This window comes from Pseudomonas salicis, from assembly GCF_057128705.1.
This window is the reverse complement of the sequence record NZ_JBSKHU010000008.1, coordinates 232,613-252,778: the sequence shown is the minus strand read 5'-3', so window position 1 is coordinate 252,778 and position 20,166 is coordinate 232,613. Positions and strand designations below refer to the sequence as shown.

Annotated in this window: 14 protein-coding genes; 7 read left to right on the top strand and 7 right to left on the bottom strand. The window is 62.3% G+C overall.

Annotation, left to right across the window (positions count from 1 at the left end; genetic code table 11):
• Positions 1-92: 92 nt before the first annotated feature.
• The 3 genes from ACWKWE_RS26840 to ACWKWE_RS26830 form a co-directional block, all read right to left on the bottom strand.
• Positions 93-1,421 carry a lysine N(6)-hydroxylase/L-ornithine N(5)-oxygenase family protein gene (locus tag ACWKWE_RS26840; protein WP_483852190.1) on the bottom strand — a complete coding sequence of 443 codons (1,329 nt, stop codon included), beginning with the start codon at positions 1,419-1,421 and terminating at the stop codon, positions 93-95.
• A 160-nt stretch (positions 1,422-1,581) separates the two neighbouring features.
• Positions 1,582-3,276, bottom strand: a complete 1,695-nt coding sequence (locus tag ACWKWE_RS26835; protein ID WP_483852189.1) for a multidrug ABC transporter permease/ATP-binding protein — start codon at positions 3,274-3,276, stop codon at positions 1,582-1,584.
• 50 nt (positions 3,277-3,326) lie between these two features.
• Positions 3,327-3,800, bottom strand: coding sequence for a sigma-70 family RNA polymerase sigma factor (locus ACWKWE_RS26830; protein WP_483852188.1), 474 nt, complete (start codon positions 3,798-3,800; stop codon positions 3,327-3,329).
• 493 nt (positions 3,801-4,293) lie between these two features.
• Between ACWKWE_RS26830 and ACWKWE_RS26825 the strand changes: the two genes are divergently transcribed.
• Positions 4,294-6,039 carry an OPT family oligopeptide transporter gene (locus ACWKWE_RS26825; RefSeq protein ID WP_483852187.1) on the top strand — a complete coding sequence of 582 codons (1,746 nt, stop codon included), beginning with the start codon at positions 4,294-4,296 and terminating at the stop codon, positions 6,037-6,039.
• A gap of 480 nt (positions 6,040-6,519) precedes the next feature.
• Complete coding sequence (locus ACWKWE_RS26820; RefSeq protein WP_483852186.1) at positions 6,520-7,476, top strand: alpha/beta hydrolase; 957 nt, start codon at positions 6,520-6,522, stop codon at positions 7,474-7,476.
• A gap of 665 nt (positions 7,477-8,141) precedes the next feature.
• Here ACWKWE_RS26820 and ACWKWE_RS26815 read toward each other — a convergent pair.
• Positions 8,142-10,268: a TonB-dependent siderophore receptor gene (locus ACWKWE_RS26815; protein ID WP_166598339.1), complete on the bottom strand. Its 2,127-nt coding sequence runs from the start codon at positions 10,266-10,268 to the stop codon at positions 8,142-8,144.
• 321 nt (positions 10,269-10,589) lie between these two features.
• On the opposite strand from ACWKWE_RS26815, the gene ACWKWE_RS26810 reads away from it, so the two are divergent.
• A complete protein-coding gene (locus ACWKWE_RS26810; protein WP_483852185.1) occupies positions 10,590-12,755 on the top strand; it encodes a PA5441 family protein in 2,166 nt (721 codons plus the stop codon).
• A 20-nt stretch (positions 12,756-12,775) separates the two neighbouring features.
• The gene (locus ACWKWE_RS26805; RefSeq protein ID WP_483852197.1) at positions 12,776-13,477 is read left to right on the top strand and encodes a DUF3142 domain-containing protein; all 702 of its coding nucleotides are present in this window, start codon (positions 12,776-12,778) and stop codon (positions 13,475-13,477) included.
• A 111-nt stretch (positions 13,478-13,588) separates the two neighbouring features.
• On the opposite strand, the gene ACWKWE_RS26800 is transcribed toward ACWKWE_RS26805, so the two are convergent.
• The 3 genes from ACWKWE_RS26800 to ACWKWE_RS26790 are packed head-to-tail and all read right to left on the bottom strand — an operon-like array spanning position 13,589 to position 16,566.
• A complete protein-coding gene (locus ACWKWE_RS26800; RefSeq protein ID WP_166598306.1) occupies positions 13,589-13,918 on the bottom strand; it encodes an AtuA-related protein in 330 nt (109 codons plus the stop codon).
• Positions 13,915-15,273: an acyclic terpene utilization AtuA family protein gene (locus ACWKWE_RS26795; RefSeq protein WP_166598305.1), complete on the bottom strand. Its 1,359-nt coding sequence runs from the start codon at positions 15,271-15,273 to the stop codon at positions 13,915-13,917. Before ACWKWE_RS26795 ends, ACWKWE_RS26800 begins: the two co-directional genes overlap by 4 nt.
• Positions 15,274-16,566, bottom strand: a complete 1,293-nt coding sequence (locus ACWKWE_RS26790) for a CitMHS family transporter (protein WP_483852184.1) — start codon at positions 16,564-16,566, stop codon at positions 15,274-15,276. It lies immediately after the preceding gene.
• A gap of 209 nt (positions 16,567-16,775) precedes the next feature.
• Here ACWKWE_RS26790 and ACWKWE_RS26785 point away from each other — a divergent pair, with 209 nt between their 5' ends.
• From ACWKWE_RS26785 to efeO, 3 genes are all read left to right on the top strand, one after another.
• Positions 16,776-17,669 carry a LysR family transcriptional regulator gene (locus tag ACWKWE_RS26785; protein WP_166598338.1) on the top strand — a complete coding sequence of 298 codons (894 nt, stop codon included), beginning with the start codon at positions 16,776-16,778 and terminating at the stop codon, positions 17,667-17,669.
• A gap of 398 nt (positions 17,670-18,067) precedes the next feature.
• Positions 18,068-18,937: an iron uptake transporter permease EfeU gene (efeU, locus tag ACWKWE_RS26780; RefSeq protein WP_341958851.1), complete on the top strand. Its 870-nt coding sequence runs from the start codon at positions 18,068-18,070 to the stop codon at positions 18,935-18,937.
• Between the two features lie 8 nt (positions 18,938-18,945).
• Entirely contained in the window at positions 18,946-20,154 is a 1,209-nt protein-coding gene (gene efeO / locus ACWKWE_RS26775) for an iron uptake system protein EfeO (RefSeq protein WP_483852183.1), read from the top strand.
• Positions 20,155-20,166: the final 12 nt, after the last annotated feature.

Sequence of the window (20,166 nt, the reverse complement as noted above, 5' to 3'; positions counted from 1 at the left end):
CAACCCACGGAAGGCCCGGTCAGGCCTGCCGCAACGTTGTGAAAAAGGATGAGGTGGCCGCGAACGGCCACCGTTTGGCGACGGGCGCTACATCAGCGCGCCAGCTTCAGCGCCACCCGCTCGTGGGGGTGCGCCGGGCGGGCTGAGCAGGGCTGCTCGTAGTCGGCGAAGATCGACTCCACCACTTCCTGGGAACGCACGGCCAGCACCGACAGCAGCGTGTCGCTTAGGCCATGGCTGTCTTCGCAGCAGCCTTGCAGGAAGATCCCTGCTTCGCTGCCCGCGCTCAGTGGCAGGCGATAATGGCGGTCAACGTTCGAGCCCTGGATGTACGCCTGCACACCAGCCAGCAACTCAAGGTGATAGTCGCGACGATACCCGGTGGCCAGCACCACGACGTCGAAGGACTCGCTGTGCATCTGGTCATGGGGCGCGTCGCGCAGGAACAGGTCGATGCCTGCCGCGCTGACTTCGGCGTGGGCCACTTCGCGGTTGGTCAGCAAGCGATGACGCTGCTCGCCGCGCACTTTCTGCTGGTACATGCGCTGAAAGATGGTCTCGATCAGGTCGGTGTCGACCACCGAATAATTGGTGTTGCGGAACTCGGTGAACAGCGCGTCGCGACGCTCTTCGCTGTGATTGAAGATCGTGTCGGTGAACGACGGGTTGAAGATCTGGTTGACGAAGGGACTGTCATCGGAGGGCTTCAAGGCGCTGCCGCGAATCACCAGGCTGGCCTCGACATTGTCGAAGCGGCTGGCCAGATCCTCGAAGATTTCCGCCGCACTCTGACCGCCGCCGACCACGGCCACGCGCACCGGGCCAGGGCGGTTGGTCAGCAGTTTTTCGATGCCGCCGCGATAGCCCGCCGAGTGCAAGATGCGCGGGTCGCTCAGGCCGTCGAACGCGGCCGGGGCTTGGGGAATGCCGCCGATGCCGAACACCAGATTGCGTGCGCGACGGCGGGAAACGCCACCGCCCGGCCCTCGGGACAGCACGTCCACGGCGACGAAGCGGCCGTCCAGAAAATGCGGCTCGACCGAGATCACTTCTTCGCCGTAATGGGCCTGTTCATTGAAGTGCGAGGCCGCCCAGCTCAGGTAATCGGTGTACTCCTCGCGGGTCGGAAAGAACGTCTTGAGGTTGATGAAATCCTGCAGCCGCCCCCGCTCCTTGAGGTAGTTGACGAAGGTGAAACGGCTGGCGGGATTGCGCAGCGTCACCAGGTCTTTGAGGAAGGAAATCTGCATCGTCGAGCCGTCGATCAGCATGCCTTCGTGCCAGTTGAACGCGGGCTTCTTTTCGAGGAAACACACCTGGGGCGCCAGACCGCTGCGCAGTGCATGCTCCTGGGTGGCGATCGCCAAAGCCAGGTTCGACGGGCCGAAACCAATGCCGATGTAGTCGTAGACGAGTTCCATGCTTTCCTCTCGTAAGGCGCGATGTGCGATGAGATCCAGCCGCAGGCGGGCATTCCCACAAGCGACCGGGGGCAGTTCACGCACACCAGTGATGAATAGGACTGATTATCATTAAAGACGCCTGAGCCTTTCGGCTGTTTAGTCTTCGGGGGTGAAAAACTTACAAAGCCTTGACGGTTTTCAGCGAGTACGCGCCGCCGATTTCTTCCACGGCGTCACGGCTGGCGTTGTCGCGGCGATCACCCTGCAATTCGCTGAGCTGGCCGGACTCCATCTTCACCAGACGGTCTGCCAGATCGAAATACTGATCGTCGTGGCTGATGGCAAACACGGTGATCCCGGCCTGCTTGAACATCGGCAACAGCTCGCGGTAGAAGAAGCGGCGGAACAACGGGTCCTGGTCAGCGGCCCACTCGTCGAGCAAGAGAATGTCGCGTTTTTCCAGCACCGCCAGCAGCAGCGCCAGACGCTTGCGCTGCCCTTGGGAGAAGCGCGTGTCGAGCAGATGGCCGTCGCCGATCTGCACCTTGTGCTTCATGTGCAGGTGGTCGAGCCAGTGATCGATGTGCTCTGCAGCAGCGTTTTCGCCGTCGGCACCGAGCAGTTGCGAGAACAGGTGAAAGTCGGTGAACACGCTGGCGAACAGGTGCCGATAGGCGAGCCAGTCGTTCGCGCCGATCACTTTGCCGTCGATCAGAATCGCGCCTGACGACGGGCGATAGAGGCCACTCAGTAGGCGCGCCAGGCTGGATTTTCCGCTGCCGTTGCCGCCCATCAGGAACACCGTTTCGCCACGGCGCAATGTCAGGTTTACCGGCCCCACATCGAAGCCAGGCTCATCACCCTGCGCCGGATAGTGGTACTCGACGTCTCGCAGTTCGAGGGTCTGCCAGTGGCCGACGATATGGCTCGGCGCGACCTCAAAGCTGTCGTGGTGCTCGGCCAGCGCCAGGGATTCGACCTTGTCCAGCGCCACACGACCGGAGATTTGCGCCGGGATCGCGGCCACGGCGAGCACCAGCGGCGTGCGCATGAACAGCACGGTCAGCGCATAGGTCGCGGCCACTTCAGTCGGCGCCCAGCCCAGGCCGTTGGCCAGGTAAAACGCCAGGCCGATGGTGCCGAGAACCATGATGTTTGCCCAGTTGCTGGCCAGGCCGTGGTAGCGGTCCGCGAGGGTGAAATGCTCGCGATAGCGCAAGGCGGCGACGTCGAAGGTTTCTTCGTACAGACGACGCGCGCGGTCGCGGTTGAGGGTCAGTTCCTTGCGCCCGTCAATCACGCCTTGGTAGCTCTGATAGAGCTTGTCTTCGGATTCACGCAACGCGCGAATGTGGGCGTTGAGTTTGCCCACCAGCAGCCAGCCGACGCCCAGGGTAAACGCCATCCAGCACAGCGTGGTGATGAACAGCGACGGCGACAGCCAGGCCAGGTAACTGAAGGCGGCAACGCTCAACACGGTGCCGTAGATCAGGTCCGGCAGTTGCACGAACGCCATGGTCACGGCACGAATGTCGCTGGACAGGCTGGCGAAGATTTTCGCTCCGCCAATGGCTTCGATGCGTTCGATGTTGGTGTCCAGCAGGCGCTTGACCATCACCCGACGCAGGCCGTAGACGAAGCGATGACCGAGCGCGGTCAGCGACAGTGACGCCCCGGACGCCAGCGCCAGCAGCAGAAGCAGCATCAGGCCAAACTGCCACAACGCGGTGCCCAGACCGTCGTGGGTGCTGATCATGCGCTGGTTGACGAAGGCGATCACGCCCACGCTCAACAGGCCGCTGCTGATGCTCAACAACAACACCATCGCGAGTGGCCAACGGTATTGCTGGAAGACCAGACGAACTAATTTCATGGATGACTCCGGGCAGTGAAAGCAGAAAACAAAGGGCGAAGCGTCGGTGCCTAAAGCTCGCCCAGCCGGGCGCGGCAATGGGACAGGGTGTCGCGCAGCAGGAAGTTGACCATCGTCGGCGAGGTGCCGATCACCTTGGCCACATCGCGCTGGGTGTAGCCCTGAATCTGGCTGAGGTTGAAGACGATGCGCATGCGCTTGGGCAGTTCGTTGAGGGCGCCGACCAGTTGGTTCAGCGACTCGCGCCCCGCCAGCACACGCTCAGGCGAGACCTCGAAACGCGGCGGCTCGTCCAGCTCGGTTTCGGCGCCATGGTTGCGTTCAAGCCGCTGACGACGCAGGCGGTCGATGGCCAGGTTGCGCACCACGCGGAACATATAGCGGGCAGGCTCGATGGACGACAGATCGCTTTCGAGCATCTTCACGAAGGCGTCCTGCACCACGTCTTCGGCGCGGGCGCGACATCCGAGGAATTTGGCAGCCAGTCGCAACAGCCCTTCGCGGTGGGTGTTGTAGGTGCCCATCAGCGCGTCGAGACGAGGGTCGATCGGGACACAAGACCCGCCCACACAGGAGGAGCGAAGCCTTGTGGGCTGGCTCATTGCAGGTTGAAAACCCATCTTGTTCGACATCCCTGGTGACAAAGAGACGCGAAGGATAACGCAAACGATTCTCATTGCAACGTAAGAAATTTTACCGATTGGTGAAACTTTCGTTATAAGAACGTGGTCGTTTTGTTGTCTGACGAATGGCGGCGAAATGCTGGCAAACTCTCCGTAACCCTCTGATTTAAAGGGGGTTAACAGGACGCAGCAGCTTGTTGATCACCGACGATCGGGTGCATGAGCGTGTTTCGTAGGGTCCAAAAAATGTGTCAATGGCGACACATTTCACAGTGGACTTGCGACGTGTGTCGCAATAGCAACCGGACCGTCGATACATCACAGACTCTCCCTCCGCTGAACCTTTACCACCCCACGACGCTCACTAGTCCTGACACCGACCACAGGACGTTCCATGGGCCAATACGCCACGACGCCCCCTTCTGCCCTCCGCATCGAGCGCGAGTTGAGCCCGCGTGCCGTGCTGACCGGCGCTGTATTGGGCATCCTGCTGACGCCCTCCAACGTCTACGCCGGACTGAAAATCGGCTGGTCGTTCAACATGTCGATCATCGCGCTGCTGGTGGGTTTCGGGATCTGGCAAAGCCTCGCCCGTCGCAATCACCGGCAGCCGCCGTGGACCCTCCATGAGAGCAACATCAACCAGACGGTTGCCTCGGCCGCTGCGTCGATCATCTCGGGCGGGCTGGTGGCGCCGATTCCCGCCTACACGCTGCTGACCGGCCAGCAACTGGACCCCGTGCCGATGATGGCGTGGGTGTTTTCCGTGAGTTTTCTCGGCATCTGGATCGCGTGGTATTTGCGCCCTACCCTGCTCAACGACAACGGCCTGAAGTTTCCCGAAGGCATGGCGACGCTGGAAACCCTGCAGCACATTTATCGCCACGGGCAAGAAGCGGTGATCCGCATCAAAGTGCTGTTCAGCGCGGCGTTACTGTCGGGGCTGGTGAAGTGGATCGACGGCTTCATTTGGGCAATTCCGCGCTGGGCGCCCACGGCGCAACTGGAACGGTTGACCTTCACCCTCGACCCTTCACTGCTGCTGATTGGCTTCGGCGGGATCATTGGCATCCGCGTCGGTGTGAGCCTGCTGATTGGCGCGTTGCTGGCGTGGGGCGGGTTGTCGCCATGGCTGATCGATCACGGCTGGGTAATGCTGGCGCCCGACGCCACAGGTCCGCAGTTCGCCAAGCTCGTCGAATGGCTGCTGTGGCCGGGGGTCAGCCTGATGGTGTGCTCGACGCTGACGGCGTTGGGCATCCGCCTGTTCATTGCCCCCAAAACGGACCAAATCCCCAAAGAAAAACGCGCCCGTGCGCCCTTCTCTCCCGGCCCCGCCGTTGGCCTGGTGCTGTCGATTGCGCTGGTCGTCGGTCTGCAAGTCGCGCTGTTTGGCATTGATGTGTGGATGGCGTTATTGAGCATTCCGCTGGCGATCTGTCTGGCCGTGGTGGCCGCGCGAGTGGTCGGCGCCACGGGTATCGCGCCCATCGGCGCCATCGGCAAGCTGTCGCAATTGACGTTCGGCCTGATCGCTCCGGGCCAGGTGCCCATCAACCTGATGAGCGCCAACACCGCGGGGGGCGCGGCCGGGCAATCGACGGACTTGATGAACGACTTCAAGGTCGGCCTGGCTATCGGCGCGACCCCGAAAAAACAGGTCGTCGCCCAATGCATCGGCATCTTCATCGGCAGTGTGGTCGGCGTGCTGGTGTACCTCGCGCTGATTCCCGATCCCCAGCACATGCTGCTCACCGAGCAATGGCCCGCCCCCGCTGTCGCCACCTGGAAAGCCGTGGCCGAAACCCTGACCCATGGCCTGGGCTCGCTGACGCCGCAGATTCGCTGGGCGATCGTCGTCGGTGGGCTCTTCGGCGTGCTGCTGGGCGCGTTTGACACCCTGCTGCCTCAGCGCCTGGCGCGCTGGTTGCCAAGCTCCGCAGCCTTGGGTTTGGCGTTCGTCCTGCCGGCCTCGACGTCCTTGATGATGGGGGTGGGCGCGGTGCTGACCTGGGCCGTGAGCCGTCGCTGGCCGAGCCTCACCGAACGGTTTGCGATCACCGCGGCCGCCGGGTTGATCGCGGGCGAGAGCATGACCGGCGTCGGGGCGTCGTTCTGGGAGATGTTCAAAAACCTGTAGAACCCGGGCATGTATCGGACCTGAGACACCCGCAAGCCGCGTTTCTAAGCCCCGGAGTATTGATTGTATCGATAGCGAACATCCACACGAACGCCGTTCATTTTTTGCGCGCAGATCGGGATCATGGCGGCATTGACCAAACTGAACAAGGATTTCACCCATGTCCATCAACATGTCCATTCTGCTGATGCTGATCGTTTCCTTCTCCATCGCGCTCGCGGGCGTCGGTCATTTCTGACCCTTCACGCGGTGCCCCTCCTGCACCCGTGATGCCCGCTGCCCGTCGTCCTGCCTGATCGGGTTGGACAAGTCGTCTATCCAACGCTACACCTCTTGGGTTGTCGAGCACTCGCCGATCCGCATTACCGCGCCCTGAACCCAGGCCTGCGCCGCTCGTGCGGGCGCGCCTCGGTCGCTGCTCAGAATGGTCAATCCGTCAATCGGATCGCTCCGTCAATCGGACAGCAAGGACTCCTCTCCATGGACAGCTTCATTCTGAGTACCCGCAGCAAAGCCAACGGTGCTTTCGGCACAGACGTGGGCCCAGGCACCTATTTGAAAGTGCCGCCCGATGCGGCCGAGCCGTCGCCTATCCACAGCATCAATTCGGCCAAGCAATGGATGACCGCGATTCTCGAACAGGCCGCCCCGGCAAAAGGCACGGCGCTGGACGTGGTGTTCTTCGTGCATGGCTACAACACCCCCTCAAAAGAAGCACTGACCCGACAACGGCTGATCGAACGCGAGCTGCGCGCCCGCAACTACCCGTGCATGGTGGTGGGGTTTGATTGGCCATCAGAAAGCAAAACCCTGCTGTACCTGGCGGATCGCGGCAAGGCGCAAGACTCCGCCGCGCTGCTGGTGAAGCGCGGCATCGTGCCGTTCATGACCTTCTCGCTGCCCGAGTGCCCGATCAACGTCCACGTGATGGCCCACTCCATGGGTGCGTTTGTGGTGCGCGAAGCCTTTCGGTCGGTGGACAAAATGCGTGATTCGGGGCTGGCCAACGACTGGCGCATCGGCCAGATGGTGCTGTTTGGCGCCGACATTTCTTCATCGTGCTTCGCGCTGGGCAACTCGGACATGATCCCGACGTTCAGCCATTGCGGGCGGCTGACGAACTATTTCAGCGGTTATGACGAAGCGCTGGCCGTTTCGAATGCCAAAAACATCGACACCAGTTCGCGGGTCGGCCGGGTCGGCATGCCCGAAGACACCCCCGCCGACGACAAGGCGCTGGACGTCGATTGCGGTCCTCGCTATCTCGCTGTGAAAAAACGCAAGTTCGAAGTGATCGACGGCCTGGTGTCACATTCATGGTACCTGGAAGACGCGAACTGGTACGACGATCTGGCCTACACGCTTCAGGGCGGGATTGACCGCAACTCCATTCCGAGCCGGACGCTGCGGATGAAGAATGATTTTGTGTTGAATTGAGGCCGTGCAGCGTTGCCCTCCGTGTGGGAGCGAATTCATTCGCGAAGCGTGCGTAGAGGCGATACATCGCTATCGCCTGAACCTTTTTTCGCGAATGAATCTCGCACACAGTTGAAACCGGGGCAGGCTTCACACTTCCCGGCGCCGATGGATCTCTGTGGGAGCGGATTTATTCGCGAAGCGTTCGTACAGCCGATGCATCTCCATCGCCCACACCCTCCTTCGCGAATGAATTCGCTCCTACAGTTAAAACCGAGGCTGACTTCATATTTCGCGGCGCCCAAATGCCCTGTAGGAGCGAATTTATTCGCGAAGCATTCGTATAGCTGACGCATCTCCATCGGCCACACCCTCTTTCGCGAATGAATTCGCTCCCACAGTTAAAACCGAGGCTGACTTCATATTTCGCGGCGTCCAAATGCCCCTGTGGGAGCGAATTTATTCGCGAAGCATTCGTACAGCCGACGCATCTCCATCGGTCACGCCCTCTTTCGCGAATGAATTCGCTCCCACAGTTGAAACCGAGGCTGACTTCATATTTGGCGGCGCCGTGGGTTCTCTGTGGGAGCGAATTCATTCGCGAAGCATTCGTACAGCAGATGCATTTCCATCGGCCACACCCTCCTTCGCGAATGAATTCGCTCCTACAGTTAGAACCACAGTTATCAAAACTCCAACTTGGCCCGCGCCACCAACTGCCGTGGCTCGCCGATGGAAATGGCCGGTGAGCCGAGGCCGCTGGCGGAGGTGTAGTACCTCTCGTCGAACATGTTTTTCAGGTTGAGTTGCAGGGTCAGGTCGCGTTCGTCGAGCTTCATTTTGTAGGAGACGAAGGCGTCGGCGACTTTCGAGGACGGCAGGTGGTATTCGGTGCCTGCGCCGTCGTTCACGCCCCAGCGGCTGGCGAAACGTGCGCCGGTGCCTGCGCGCAAGTCGCCGATGCCGACGTGGCCGAAGTCGCGGGTCAGGTAGAGGGCGCCGGTGTGTCTGGACACGCCGTCCAGCGGCTCGCCCTTGAGGATCGGGTCTTCCAGGACTTTTGTGTCGGTGTAGGCGTAGCTGCCGGTCAGGCTCCAGAATTCGTTGATCTGGCCGGTGATGTCGGCTTCCAGTCCTCGGGAGCGCACCTCGCCCGACACCCGCGTGCAGGTCTCGGTGCCGCACGGCTCGCTGGTCTGCACGTTTTTCTTGTTGATGTTGAACAGCGCAACGGTGGCGGTGATGGCGTCGTTCTGGAACTTGGTGCCGATTTCATAGGACTTGCCCTCTTCCGGCGGCAGGTCGCCAATCGGCGCGGCAATCGAGGTGTTCGGGCGGAACGACTCGGTGTAGCTGCCGTACACCGACCAGTCCGGCTGGATCAGGTAGACCAGGCCCACGCGGGGCACGACCTTGCTGTCTTTCACGTCGGCACCGACCACGAACGGACGGCCTTTGCCGGTCATTTCATCGAAGGCGTCGTAGCGCAGGCCGGCCTGGAAGATCCATTGATCGTTCAAATGCACGGCGTCTTGCACGAAGAAGGCGTGAGTGCGCAGGTGATCGGTCTGGTCGCTGTTCGGCGCGCTGGCCACGCTCGGCTGCGGGGTCACGCCGTAGACCGGCGCGTTGTAGTTGAAGTCGACCTTGTTGGCGCTGCGAAACAGATCGCCCAGTTCGCGGTCGTTTTTCATGTAATCGGCGCCGAACAGCAGCTCATGGCGCACGTCGCCCCAGTACAGGTTGCCCAGCATGTTGACGGTGGCGGTGTGGGCGAACTGTACGGCATCGCGGGTGGCATCGCCACGTCGGGTGACGGCGCCGGTGGTGTAGTTGGCCGAGATGAAACGCGACTGGTAGTCGTTGTAATAATTGCGGCTGTAGGCGTAGCCGGTGCGCAAGGTCCAGGTGTCGTTGAGGCGATGGTCCATGCGCAGATCCAGCGAATCGGAGCGGCCGGTGGTGACGTTGAACGGCTCGTCCAGACGACGGTTGCGCGGGATGTCCAGCACCTTGCCGGTCTTGGTGTTGATCTGTGTACCCCGGTCGAACGGCACCGAATATTCCATGTGTTCGTAGGCCGCCGAGACCGTGGTGTCGTCGCCGTACCAGGCCAGCGACGGCGCGATCACCGACTGGTCGATGCTGCCGAAATTGCGCCAGTAATCGTAGTTCTGCTTGTCGGCGATGACGCGGTACGCCAGGCCGTTGGTGCCAATCGGGCCGGTCAGGTCGATCTGCTCGCCGCCCCCACCGAAGCTGCTGCCGAACGCGGAAATGGAACGGGCATCCACCAACTGCGGTTTCTTGGTGACAACGTTGATCACGCCGCCGGGGTCCTGCACGCCGTAGAGCATCGAGGACGGGCCTTTCAGCACTTCGATGCGCTCGGTGGTCGGCGTGAAGTTGCGCGCCTGCACCGACTGCATGCCGTCGCGCATGATCGAGTTGTCACGGTTGGTGCCGAAGCCGCGCTTCTGAATGGCGTCCTGAGTGCCGCCCAGGGTGTTGCCCTGTTTCACGCCGCTGACCGCGTTGATCGCTTCGTCGAGGCTGTTCGGCTGACGGTCTTCGATCACCCGGTTGGTGACCACGTTCACGGTTTGCGGCACTTCCACCAGCGGGGTTTCGGTGCGGGTCGCGACCGAGGCCTTGCGCGCCTGATAGCTCGTTCGGCTGTGCTCGGTTTCGCTGATGTCGGTCTGGGAAGTGGCGTCGATGTTGACAGCGTCCAGCTGCATTTCTTCAGCGCTGGCCAGCGTGCTCAGGCCAAGGGAACACAGCAACGCCGTGACCGAACACGCCCCCAGCACGGCGGGACGAAAGGCGGGCAAGGCGGACACACGAAAACCGGATTGAGCTGTCATGAACGGAGGCACCTGAGGTGTCGAGCGGTGAAGGATCGTTCGTCGGGAACGCATCTGATTCTCACTACACGGATGCCAGTGGGGTTTACCTCACTCCTTTTTTGAAAATAATTGTGTTGGGGGAAACCATCGTATGCATCACGCGATTTCTGTGGGGGCCCATCGGATGGGGCGAAGCATCAAAATGCCAGCAATCCGCACCGCCGTAACACCCTGTATCATTCGCCGCGCCTTCCCCCTCTTGCGTACTGAAATCAAGGATTGTTCATGCGTACCCGCTTGCTGACCCCTCTTGCATTGATCATCGGCACGGTATTCTGTGGCTCGGCCCAGGCTAGCGGTGACGATTCCTGCTACCCCAACTGGTCGCTGCTGCGCGACTCGCTGGACGTGTGCAACAACCTCGCGTTTCTCAGCCCCGGCAACGACAGCCGGGTGAACCTGCGGCTGATGCTCGCCGACCGCAAGGCGCTGGAGCTCAGCCCCAACGCGCTGACCGACGATGAAGTCGCGGAAGGTTTCGGTCCGGTACCGTTCCCGGTGGCACGTCTGGAGACGTCGGTCGAGGAAGGCGATCAAGGCGATAATTCCAGCACGGCAGCACTGGGCGAGTTGCTGGAGAAACTGGGTCTGAAACGCGACAGCCTCGACACGGCAGGCGACGCGTTCCTGCAAGGGGAAGGCAGCCGCTGCCGCAGCAACAGCGACGACAGCGCCACAGCGTTCATCCAGCACGTCGTCGAGGCGCCGCAGCTGTCCGACGCCGAGCGTCAGTCCCTGGCCCGCGCGCGCATGCAATTGTTGGAAACCTGCACGTGGGAAGGCGAAAAACAGGCCGCGCTGCTGCCGAGCGACATTCAATCGGCAGAGGGCAAGGCGTTCCTCGTCTACCTGCAAGCGGCCTCGGATTTCTACAGCGGGCGCTTTGCCGCCGCCGAAACCGGGTTTGCCAGCCTGAGCGACAGCCCCGAGCCGTGGCTCAAGGAAACGGCGCTGTACATGGTCGCCCGCACCCGGCTCAACGACGCGCAAAAAGACGCGTTCGACGAGTACCGCACGATGAAGGACGGGCTCGACCCCGCGCCATTTGCCCAGGTCGCGCAAGCCTTTGATCACTACCTCAGCGCCTACCCCACCGGCACTTACGCGCAGTCCGCCAAGGGCCTGATGCGTCGGGTGCACTGGCTGTCGAAAGACCTCGACAAGCTCGCCGAGGATTACAACTGGCAACTGGCCGACGCCAAGGACGACCAGCGCAACCTGCCGGTGGACGCGCTGATTCAGGAAACTGACAACAAGCTGCTGATGCTCATGACCGGCGCCACGCCGTCGGCCTTGCTCACCGCCACTCACGACCTGATGCTCATGCGGCCCGACACGCAGTCATCGCTGACCCGCGACGCGCTGCTGGCTCAGAAATCCCTCTTCGCCCAGCAACCGGCGATGTTCGATTACCTGCAAGCGGCGTTCGCGTTCTACCTCGACAAGAACCCCGCCGAGGCGCTGAACCACCTGCCGAAAGACGTGCCCGCCGCCCTCGATTATTTCGCGTTCAGTCAGCAGACCCTGCGCGGCCTGGCGCTGGAAGCAACCGGTGACAAGGCCGCCGCCCAGGCTTTGTGGCTGAAGCTGTTGCCGCTGGCGAAACAGCCGTTGCAACGGGAACAACTGGAACTGGCGCTGGCGATGAACCACGAACGCAGCGGGCAACTGGCCAAGGTGTTCGCCAGCGACTCGCCGATTCAGTCCGCGCAAGTGCGTTTGATCTTGCTGGGCAAGGTGGCGGATGCGCCGTTGCTGCGTCAGCAAATGGCCCAGGGCATCAGCGACAACGAGAAGGCCACCGCGCAATTCGTGCTGCTCTATAAAGAGCTGATGCACGGCCAGTACGCGGCGTTCGGCGACGACCTCAAGGCCCTGCCGGAAAAACCCGCCGACAACAAACTCATCACGCAATTGGGTTACGTCTACGGCGACGGCCAGAGCCTGCAACTGTTCCGCTGGAACGGCGCGAAGGCTGAGTCGAGCTACGCCTGCCCCGGCATCGCCGACACCGCCGCGACACTTCAGGCCAACGGCCAGCACCCCAAGGGCTTGAACTGCCTCGGCGAATTCATCCTGCGCAATGGCCTGGACAGCATGCCGCTGGACCAGCGCCCCGCTACCACGCAGCTTGGCGGCGGCGAACCGGGTTTCAAGGGCGATGGGTTCTCGCGTCTGGACGGCTATCAAACCGTGATCGCCGATGCCAAGGCCGGGCGTGACGAAAAAGCCTATGCGCTCTTCCGCGCGATCAACTGTTACGGGCCATCCGGCTACAACAGCTGCGGCGGCAAGGACGTGGCGCCGCCGGTGCGCAAAGGCTGGTTCAAACAATTGAAGAGCACCTACGCCGGGACCACGTGGGGCAAGACGTTGCAGTATTACTGGTGATAACGCCGCTGCGTCGGGCCTTGATCGGGCTGCTGTTCTGCATTTCGACAGCGGGTTCGGCGTGGGCCTCGGTGGACGCCAGGGACTACGACGCGTTCTGGCTGTGGAGCGGCGTCGCGTCACAGCCGGAGCTGGAGCAGGCGAAGACGTTGTATGTGTTGCAGGGGCAGATTTTCGCGCCCCGTCGCGACAAACAGCGGGTGGATTTCATTGCTCAGGGCATGAGCGTCACGCGGCTGCCGTCGCCGGAGCTGTGGATCGTCTACCGCGCCCACACCCTGCGCTGGCCGGACTCGGTCTATCGCCAGCTCTTCGGGCAGGTCGAACGTTGGCGACAGGCGGGCAACGCGGTGACGGGCATCCAGATCGACTTCGACGCCCGCACCCGCTATTTGCAGGAGTACGTGACCTTCCTCAAAGACCTGCGCGAGCGCATGCCGTCGCGATACAAACTGAGCATCACCGGGCTGATGGACTGGAGCAGCAACGCCGACCCTGCCGCCATCGGTCAGTTGAAAGGCGTGGTGGATGAGGTGGTGGTGCAGACGTATCAGGGACGACGGAGCATTCCGGATTACCGCGCGTACCTGCCGAGGGTGAGCCGGCTGGGCGTGCCATTCAAAGTCGGGCTGGTGCAGGGCGGGGAATGGGACGCGCCGGGGTATTTGCGCGGGAGCGCATGGTTTCGGGGGTATGTGGTGTTTTTGAGGAATGCGCGGTAAAGATCGCGCCACGGCCTTGTAGGCAGGTGATGATCCGCAGACCGCCGCTGACAATGAATTGCCCCCCACGGGTTGGATGGGTGTCCAACTTCTTGGGGGCAATTCACCGGCTCAAGGGCCGTATTCAATCTCGATATCCAGCAACGCCGCGCCCAACGCTTTGCCATGGGCGTCCAGCGCCAGCGAGCGTGTCACGCCACCTTTCAAAATGCCCGGCATCACGAAGTTCAACGCCTGCACCTTCGGCAACGCGTACCGCTGTAACGCCCCCGCCTTCGGATCGAGCAATCCGGCAAAGTGCGCTGCCACCCGCTCGGCCGTCAGTTGCTCGACCAGTCGCGGGTAATCCTCCGCCCGGTACGCAATCACCGAAATGTTCGACGTATCGCCCTTGTCCCCGGTGCGCGAATGGGCCAGGTCGCGCAGTTTGACGACGCTCATGATGCATCCTCCAAATGAACGCGGGGCGAGACCGCCTCGCGGGGCAGCAGCAACGAGGCGACCGCCACCACCTGCCTCACCGCCTTGGTCGCCCCGCCGCCGCCATAGGGGCCGTTGGTGTACAAGGTTTCGACTTCATTGCCGATCCGCACCGCTTCAGCCTTGTCGGCGCAACGGGCCGCGACCCGCAAACGCACTTCCCAAGGCTCACTTGATGCACGCGAACCTAACTCGGCACCGTGCAACGAATCGACCCCGATCAGCTCGGCGCGCACGTCGTCAAACACCACACCGGTGATTTTCAACCGCTCCAGCACCACGTCCCGCGCCAGTTGCGCCCGGGCCAGCGCGCCGGGGCCGCCGTAGGAAATCTGTCCCTCGCCGATCCAGCCGTCGAGAAACCCCACCGACACTTTCAGCGTCTCGGGGCGTGCGCGACCGGACGCTCCGTCAGCACGCACTTCGTTGGGCGCTACGACATTAAAAGAAACGCCCGAAAAATCCGCCGTTACGTCAGGGGTCAGGTACGCGCTAGGGTCGTGCACTTCGTAGATCATCTGCTCAGTGCAGGTCGCCGTGTCGATACGTCCGCCAGAGCCCGCCACCTTGCTGATCACCGCCCTGCCCTCGGCGTCGATTTCGGCCAGCGGGAAACCCAACCTCGCCAGATCCGGCACGTCTTTCACGCCGGGGTCAGCGAAATAGCCCCCGGTGATTTGCCCCGCGCACTCCAGCAGGTGACCGATCAGCGTGCCGCGCCCCAACCGCGCCCAGTCGTCCGACGCCCAGCCGAACTCGAACAGTTGCGGCGCAAGGAACAGCGAAGGGTCGGCCACGCGTCCGGTGATCACTACATCAGCGTCGGCCTTCAGCGCGTCAACAATGCCTTCAGCCCCCAGATAAGCGTTGGCAGAAATCAGCCGGTCTCCCAGCGCCTTGATCGTCGAGCCGTTGTCCAGCGTCTGTTCAGGGTCCAGCTGCGCGAGCACATCGTCCCCCGTCAGCGCGGCGACTTTCAGGCCGTGCAACCCCAGCGTCGCCGCGATCCGCCGCACCTCTTTCGCGGCCGACAACGGGTTGGCCGCGCCCATGTTGGTGATCACCCGCAAGCGTTGCTGCCCCGGCTCACGGCCAAGGGCCACGAACGGCAGGACGCGACGCATACGCTCGCTCAGCAGTGGGTCGAAACCGGCGTCGGGATCAGTGAGCCGCGCCTGTTGCGCGAGGGCGATGGTGCGCTCGGCCAGGCATTCGAACACCAGGTAATCCAGCGCACCCTTTTCGGCCAGCTCCACGGCCGGCTCGATGCGGTCGCCCGAGTAACCGGCGCCGGAGCCCATACGTAAGGTTTTCATTCAAAACACTCCCAGCAGCAGCGCGGTGAGGGTCATCAGCACCGATGCGCCAAACAGAAACGGGATGGTGAAACGCTGGTGGTCGGCCAGTTCGACCTTGCACAGCCCCACCAGCAGAAAGGTCGCGGGGGTCAGCGGGCTGACCGGGAAACCGGTGGTGTGCACGCCCAGCAATGAAGCTTGCGCGACTTGCAGCGGATCGACGCCCAGCGCGCGGCCGACTTCGGCAATCACTGGCATCACGCCGAAATAGAAAGAATCCGGGTCGAACAACAGGCTCAGCGGCATCGACAGGAAGCCCACGACCATCGGGATCAATTTGCCGTGGCCTGCCGGAATTTGCGCCACCGCGACTTCCGCCATGGCCTTGAGCATGCCGGTGCCTTGCATGATCCCGGTGAACACACCCGCCGCCAGAAGAATGCTGGCCATGGTCAGCGCGGTCTTGGCGTGGGCGTCGATGCGCGCCCGTTGCGCATCGACGTTGGGGTAGTTGATGCACAGCGCCAGCACGGTGCCGACCATGAACATCACCACCGGGTCGACCCAGCCCGCGATCATCACGGCCATGACGACAACGGTCAGCAGCAGGTTGAGCCAGAACAGGCGCGGACGGCGCAGCACTTCTTCCTGTTCGGTGAGGACGCGCTCGGGCACCACATCGACTTTCGCTCCGGCGCCAAGCCCCAGGCGCTTTTCTTCACGACGCCCCAGCAGCCAGGCACTGATGAAGACAAACGCCAGGCCGACGATCTGCACCGGAATCAGCGGCTGGAACAGCTCGGCCACGGGCACGTGCAAGGCGGCGGACGAACGCAACACCGGACCGGTCCACGGCAGGAAATTCACCCCCGCCGCCATCGCCGCGACGCAGGCCAGGATTCGCCGGTCGATGCCCAGCCGTGTGTACAGCGGCAGCATCGCCGGGATAGTCACCAGAAAAGTCACCGCCCCCGAACCGTCGAGGTGGACCAGCAACGACAGCAGCGCCGTGCCCACGACAATCCGCGTCGGACGGGTGCCCACCGTGCGCAGGATGCGATCAATGATCGGGTCGAGCATGCCTGCATCGGTCATCACCCCGAAGAACAGGATGGCGAACACGAACATGCCGACCACGGGGGCGACGTTCTTGATGCCGGTGATGATGAACCCGCTGGTTTGCAGACCGAAACCGCCGATGAGCGCGGCGATGATCGGCAAGGCGATCAGGGCAACCAGAGGCGAGAGGCGCTTGCTCATGACGGCGGCGAGCAAACAGAGAATGGTGATGACACCGAGGGTGGCGAGCATGGGCGGGTCCTTGTCATTCCTGTCCGAAGGGCGGCGGAACGAGCTGTTGTTGTTTTCGCCGAGTATCGAAACGGGGGTAAGCTTTGTAAATTGAAATGTTCGATGGGCTGTGTTCGTAAAAACAGAACGTGGCAGGTATGACGCAGAGCGTCGAACGGTGCGTGCCCACGCAGAGCGTGGGCACGATCAACCCCATCATCGAGGCCCGCATGAAAAACTCGATCCAGCACATCCGCGCCTTTCTGGCCGTCGCCCACAGCGGCAGTTTCGCCAAAGCGGCCCTTGAACTGAACCTCTCGCCGTCCGCCCTGACCGTGCAAATCCAGCAACTGGAGGAATGGCTCGGCGTCACCCTGCTGGAGCGCAGCCCGCGCCAGGTCAGCCTCACCGCTGCCGGGCAGAACAACCGCGGGCCGATGGAGAAACTGCTGCTGGACCTGGACAACATCGTCAGCGGTTCGCGGGACCTGGCGGCATTGCGTCGAGGCGTGGTGACCATAGCGGCCCTGCCCTCGCTGTGTTCCGGCGCCCTGCCACCGATCCTCAAGGCTTTCCGCGAGCAATTCCCCGGCGTCGAAGTGCGGCTGCGGGACGTGGTGGCTCAACGCATCGATGCGTTGGTGCGCGACGGCGAAGTGGATTTCGGACTGGGGGTGCGGGCGCGCATGAGCCACGGGCTGGCGTTCGAGGTGGTGCTGGAGGACCGACTCAGCCTGTTCGTGCCCCTCGATCATCCGCTGGCCAAACGGCGTTCGATTGCGCTGTCCGACATCGCCGGCGAACCGATCATCCTCACCGGCCGCGACAGCAGCGTGCGTGAAAAAGTGGAGCAATTGTTCGCCGAAGAAGGCCTGACCCTGACACCGGGACTGGAAGCCAACTACATGTCCACGGTCATGGCACTGGTGCGCCAAGGGCTGGGGATGACACTGCTGCCGGAATCCGCCGACGAAGGCCGGGGCGATCTGGCACAGGTGCGGGTCGAGCATGCAGGGGTGAATCGGGAGATCGGATTGATCACGCGGGTGGGGTTCAGGATGAGCCCAGCGGCGGAAAAGTTCGTTGACATGATGAAGAGATCACTGCCTCCACGATCCAACTGACAAAACGCAACCCGCTTCTGCCGAAGGCGTAGGAGTTGGCTTGCCTACGATCTGGCGCATAGCGGCGGTAAAGTCGGTGTTAACGGTGTGTCAGGTCTATTGAGTCGTCAGGTTTTACTGCCGCTACGCGCCAGATCGCGGGCAAGCCGGCTCCTACGGCCTCCGGCCAGAATCAAAAGCAAGCGTACGCCGCCGACCCTCTTGCAGCTTGTAGCTCGAAGCTCGCCGCTGCTCCCGTGGCTGAACGCCACCTGAACACCTGCACAAATCCAGGAAAAAGCAAAAAAACAAGTATGCTCATTCAATAATGAGTATCATTATGTTACACATTGCCTGAATGCGAATGGCTTGCGACCGCGTTCAGGCTGCACACCCTATCAGATTTACACCGGTGATAAATGCTCGTTCCTTTTTTGATCATGTTGCGCGAAGGGATTGAAGCCGCGCTTATCGTAGGCATCATTGCCAGCTACCTCAAACAGACCGGCCGTGGCGAGTGGATGCCCGCCGTCTGGATCGGGGTGTTCCTCGCGGCGGCGTTGGCGCTGTTCGTCGGGGGCGGCCTGGAATTGGTCAGCGCCGAATTCCCGCAGAAACAACAGGAACTGTTCGAAGGCGTGGTCGGCCTGATCGCCGTGGTCATCCTCAGTTCGATGGTCGTCTGGATGCGCAAAGTGGCGCGTTCGGTCAAACATGATCTGCACCAATCCCTGGACGCTGCCCTCGCCGGTTCGAAAAACCAGACCTACGCACTGATCGGCATGGTGTTCTTCGCCGTCGCCCGTGAAAGCCTCGAAACCGTGTTCTTCCTGCTGGCCGTGTTCCAGCAGAGCGAAGGCGTGTCGGGCCCGCTCGGCGCGCTGTTCGGCCTGATCATCGCGGTCGCCATCGGTGTGGCCATCTATAAAGGCAGCCTGCGTCTGAACCTCAGCCGCTTCTTCCGCTACACCGGCCTGTTCATCCTCATCGTGGCCGCTGGCATCCTGTCCAACTCGGTGCGTTCGCTGCACGAAGCCGGGGTCTGGAACCACTTCCAGGACGTGGTCTTCGACATCAGCGCGACCTTGCCGATGGACGGCCCGACCGGATCGGTGCTGGCTGGCATGTTCGGTTATCAGGATGCCCCGACCGTCAGCGTACTGGTGGCGTACCTCGCCTACCTGGTCTTCGCGCTGTTCCTGTTCTTCAAGCCGCAGGCGCGGGTGGTGAGTCTGCCCACCCGACCGGCCCATGAACACGGCCACTCTTCCTCAGTTACGAACAAATAAGGGCAACCATGACCAGTCAGACCGGCCTTCCTCCGCAGAAAGCCAAGCCTAAACGCGCCCTGCAATTTGCCGTCGCAGGTTCCGTGCTGCTGATGATCGCCGCAGGCGCCATGTTCTATTTCGCCTCGCAAGCCGCGCAGAAAAAGCGCATCGCCAACGGTGGCAATGAAACCGTGGTGACCATCAACGCCAAGAGCTGCGAGCCGAACGCCATCACCGTGCCTGCGGGCAAGCACGCGTTCCGCATCGTCAACGCCTCCGAGCGTGCCGTGGAGTGGGAAATCCTCGACGGCGTGCTGGTGGTCGAAGAGCGCGAAAACATCGTTCCCGGCCTGAGTCAGATCATCAACGCCAACCTGCAGCCGGGCGACTACGCGATCACTTGCGGCCTGCTGAGCAACCCGCGCGGCACCCTGCACGTGACGCCCACCGCCGAATCCGAAGCCGCTGCGAAAGCCCGTCCTTCGATGGTCGCCTTCATCGGCCCGCTGTCGGAGTACCGCGTCTACCTGAGCACCCAGAGCAGCGCGCTGATCCGCGCCACCGCCGATCTGCAACAGGCCATCGACAGTGGCGATCTGGCCGCTGCGCAGAAAGCCTACGCCCCGGCCCGCGCCGCGTATCAGCGGATTGCCCCCGCCGCGCAACGCTTGGCCGAGCTGGACAATGCGATCAACGCCCGCGCCGATTATTTCGAAAAACGCGAGCAGGACCCTGGTTTCAGCGGCTTCCACCGCATCGAGTTCGGCCTGTTCTCGCAGAAGTCCGTGGACGGCCTGTCGCCGGTCGCGCAGAAGCTGCAAGCCGACATCGCGACGCTGAAAACCCAATTGCTGGCCCAAAGCATCGCGCCTGAGCAACTGGCGAGCATGGTGGTGCGCAACATGCGCAGCCTGGCCGACATCCGCAGCAACGGCGAAGAAGAGCGTTACAGCCACCTCGACGTCAGCGGTTTCGCCGCCAACCTGGAAGGCACTCGCAAAGTCATCGAGCTGTTGCGCCCACTGCTGGCCAGGAACTGGGGCGATGTGCTGAAGAAGATCGACGATGCCAGCACCGCACTGGACGACCAGTTGCTGATGCTCAAGACCGAAAGCGGCTACAAGCCGTACGACCAGGTCAGCACAGAACAACGCAAACAAATCGCAGACAAGGCCAAGGCGCTGGCCGATGCACTCGATGGAATCGATCCGGCCCTGGGCCTCACTGGCCTGTAAGCGTGCCCTGGC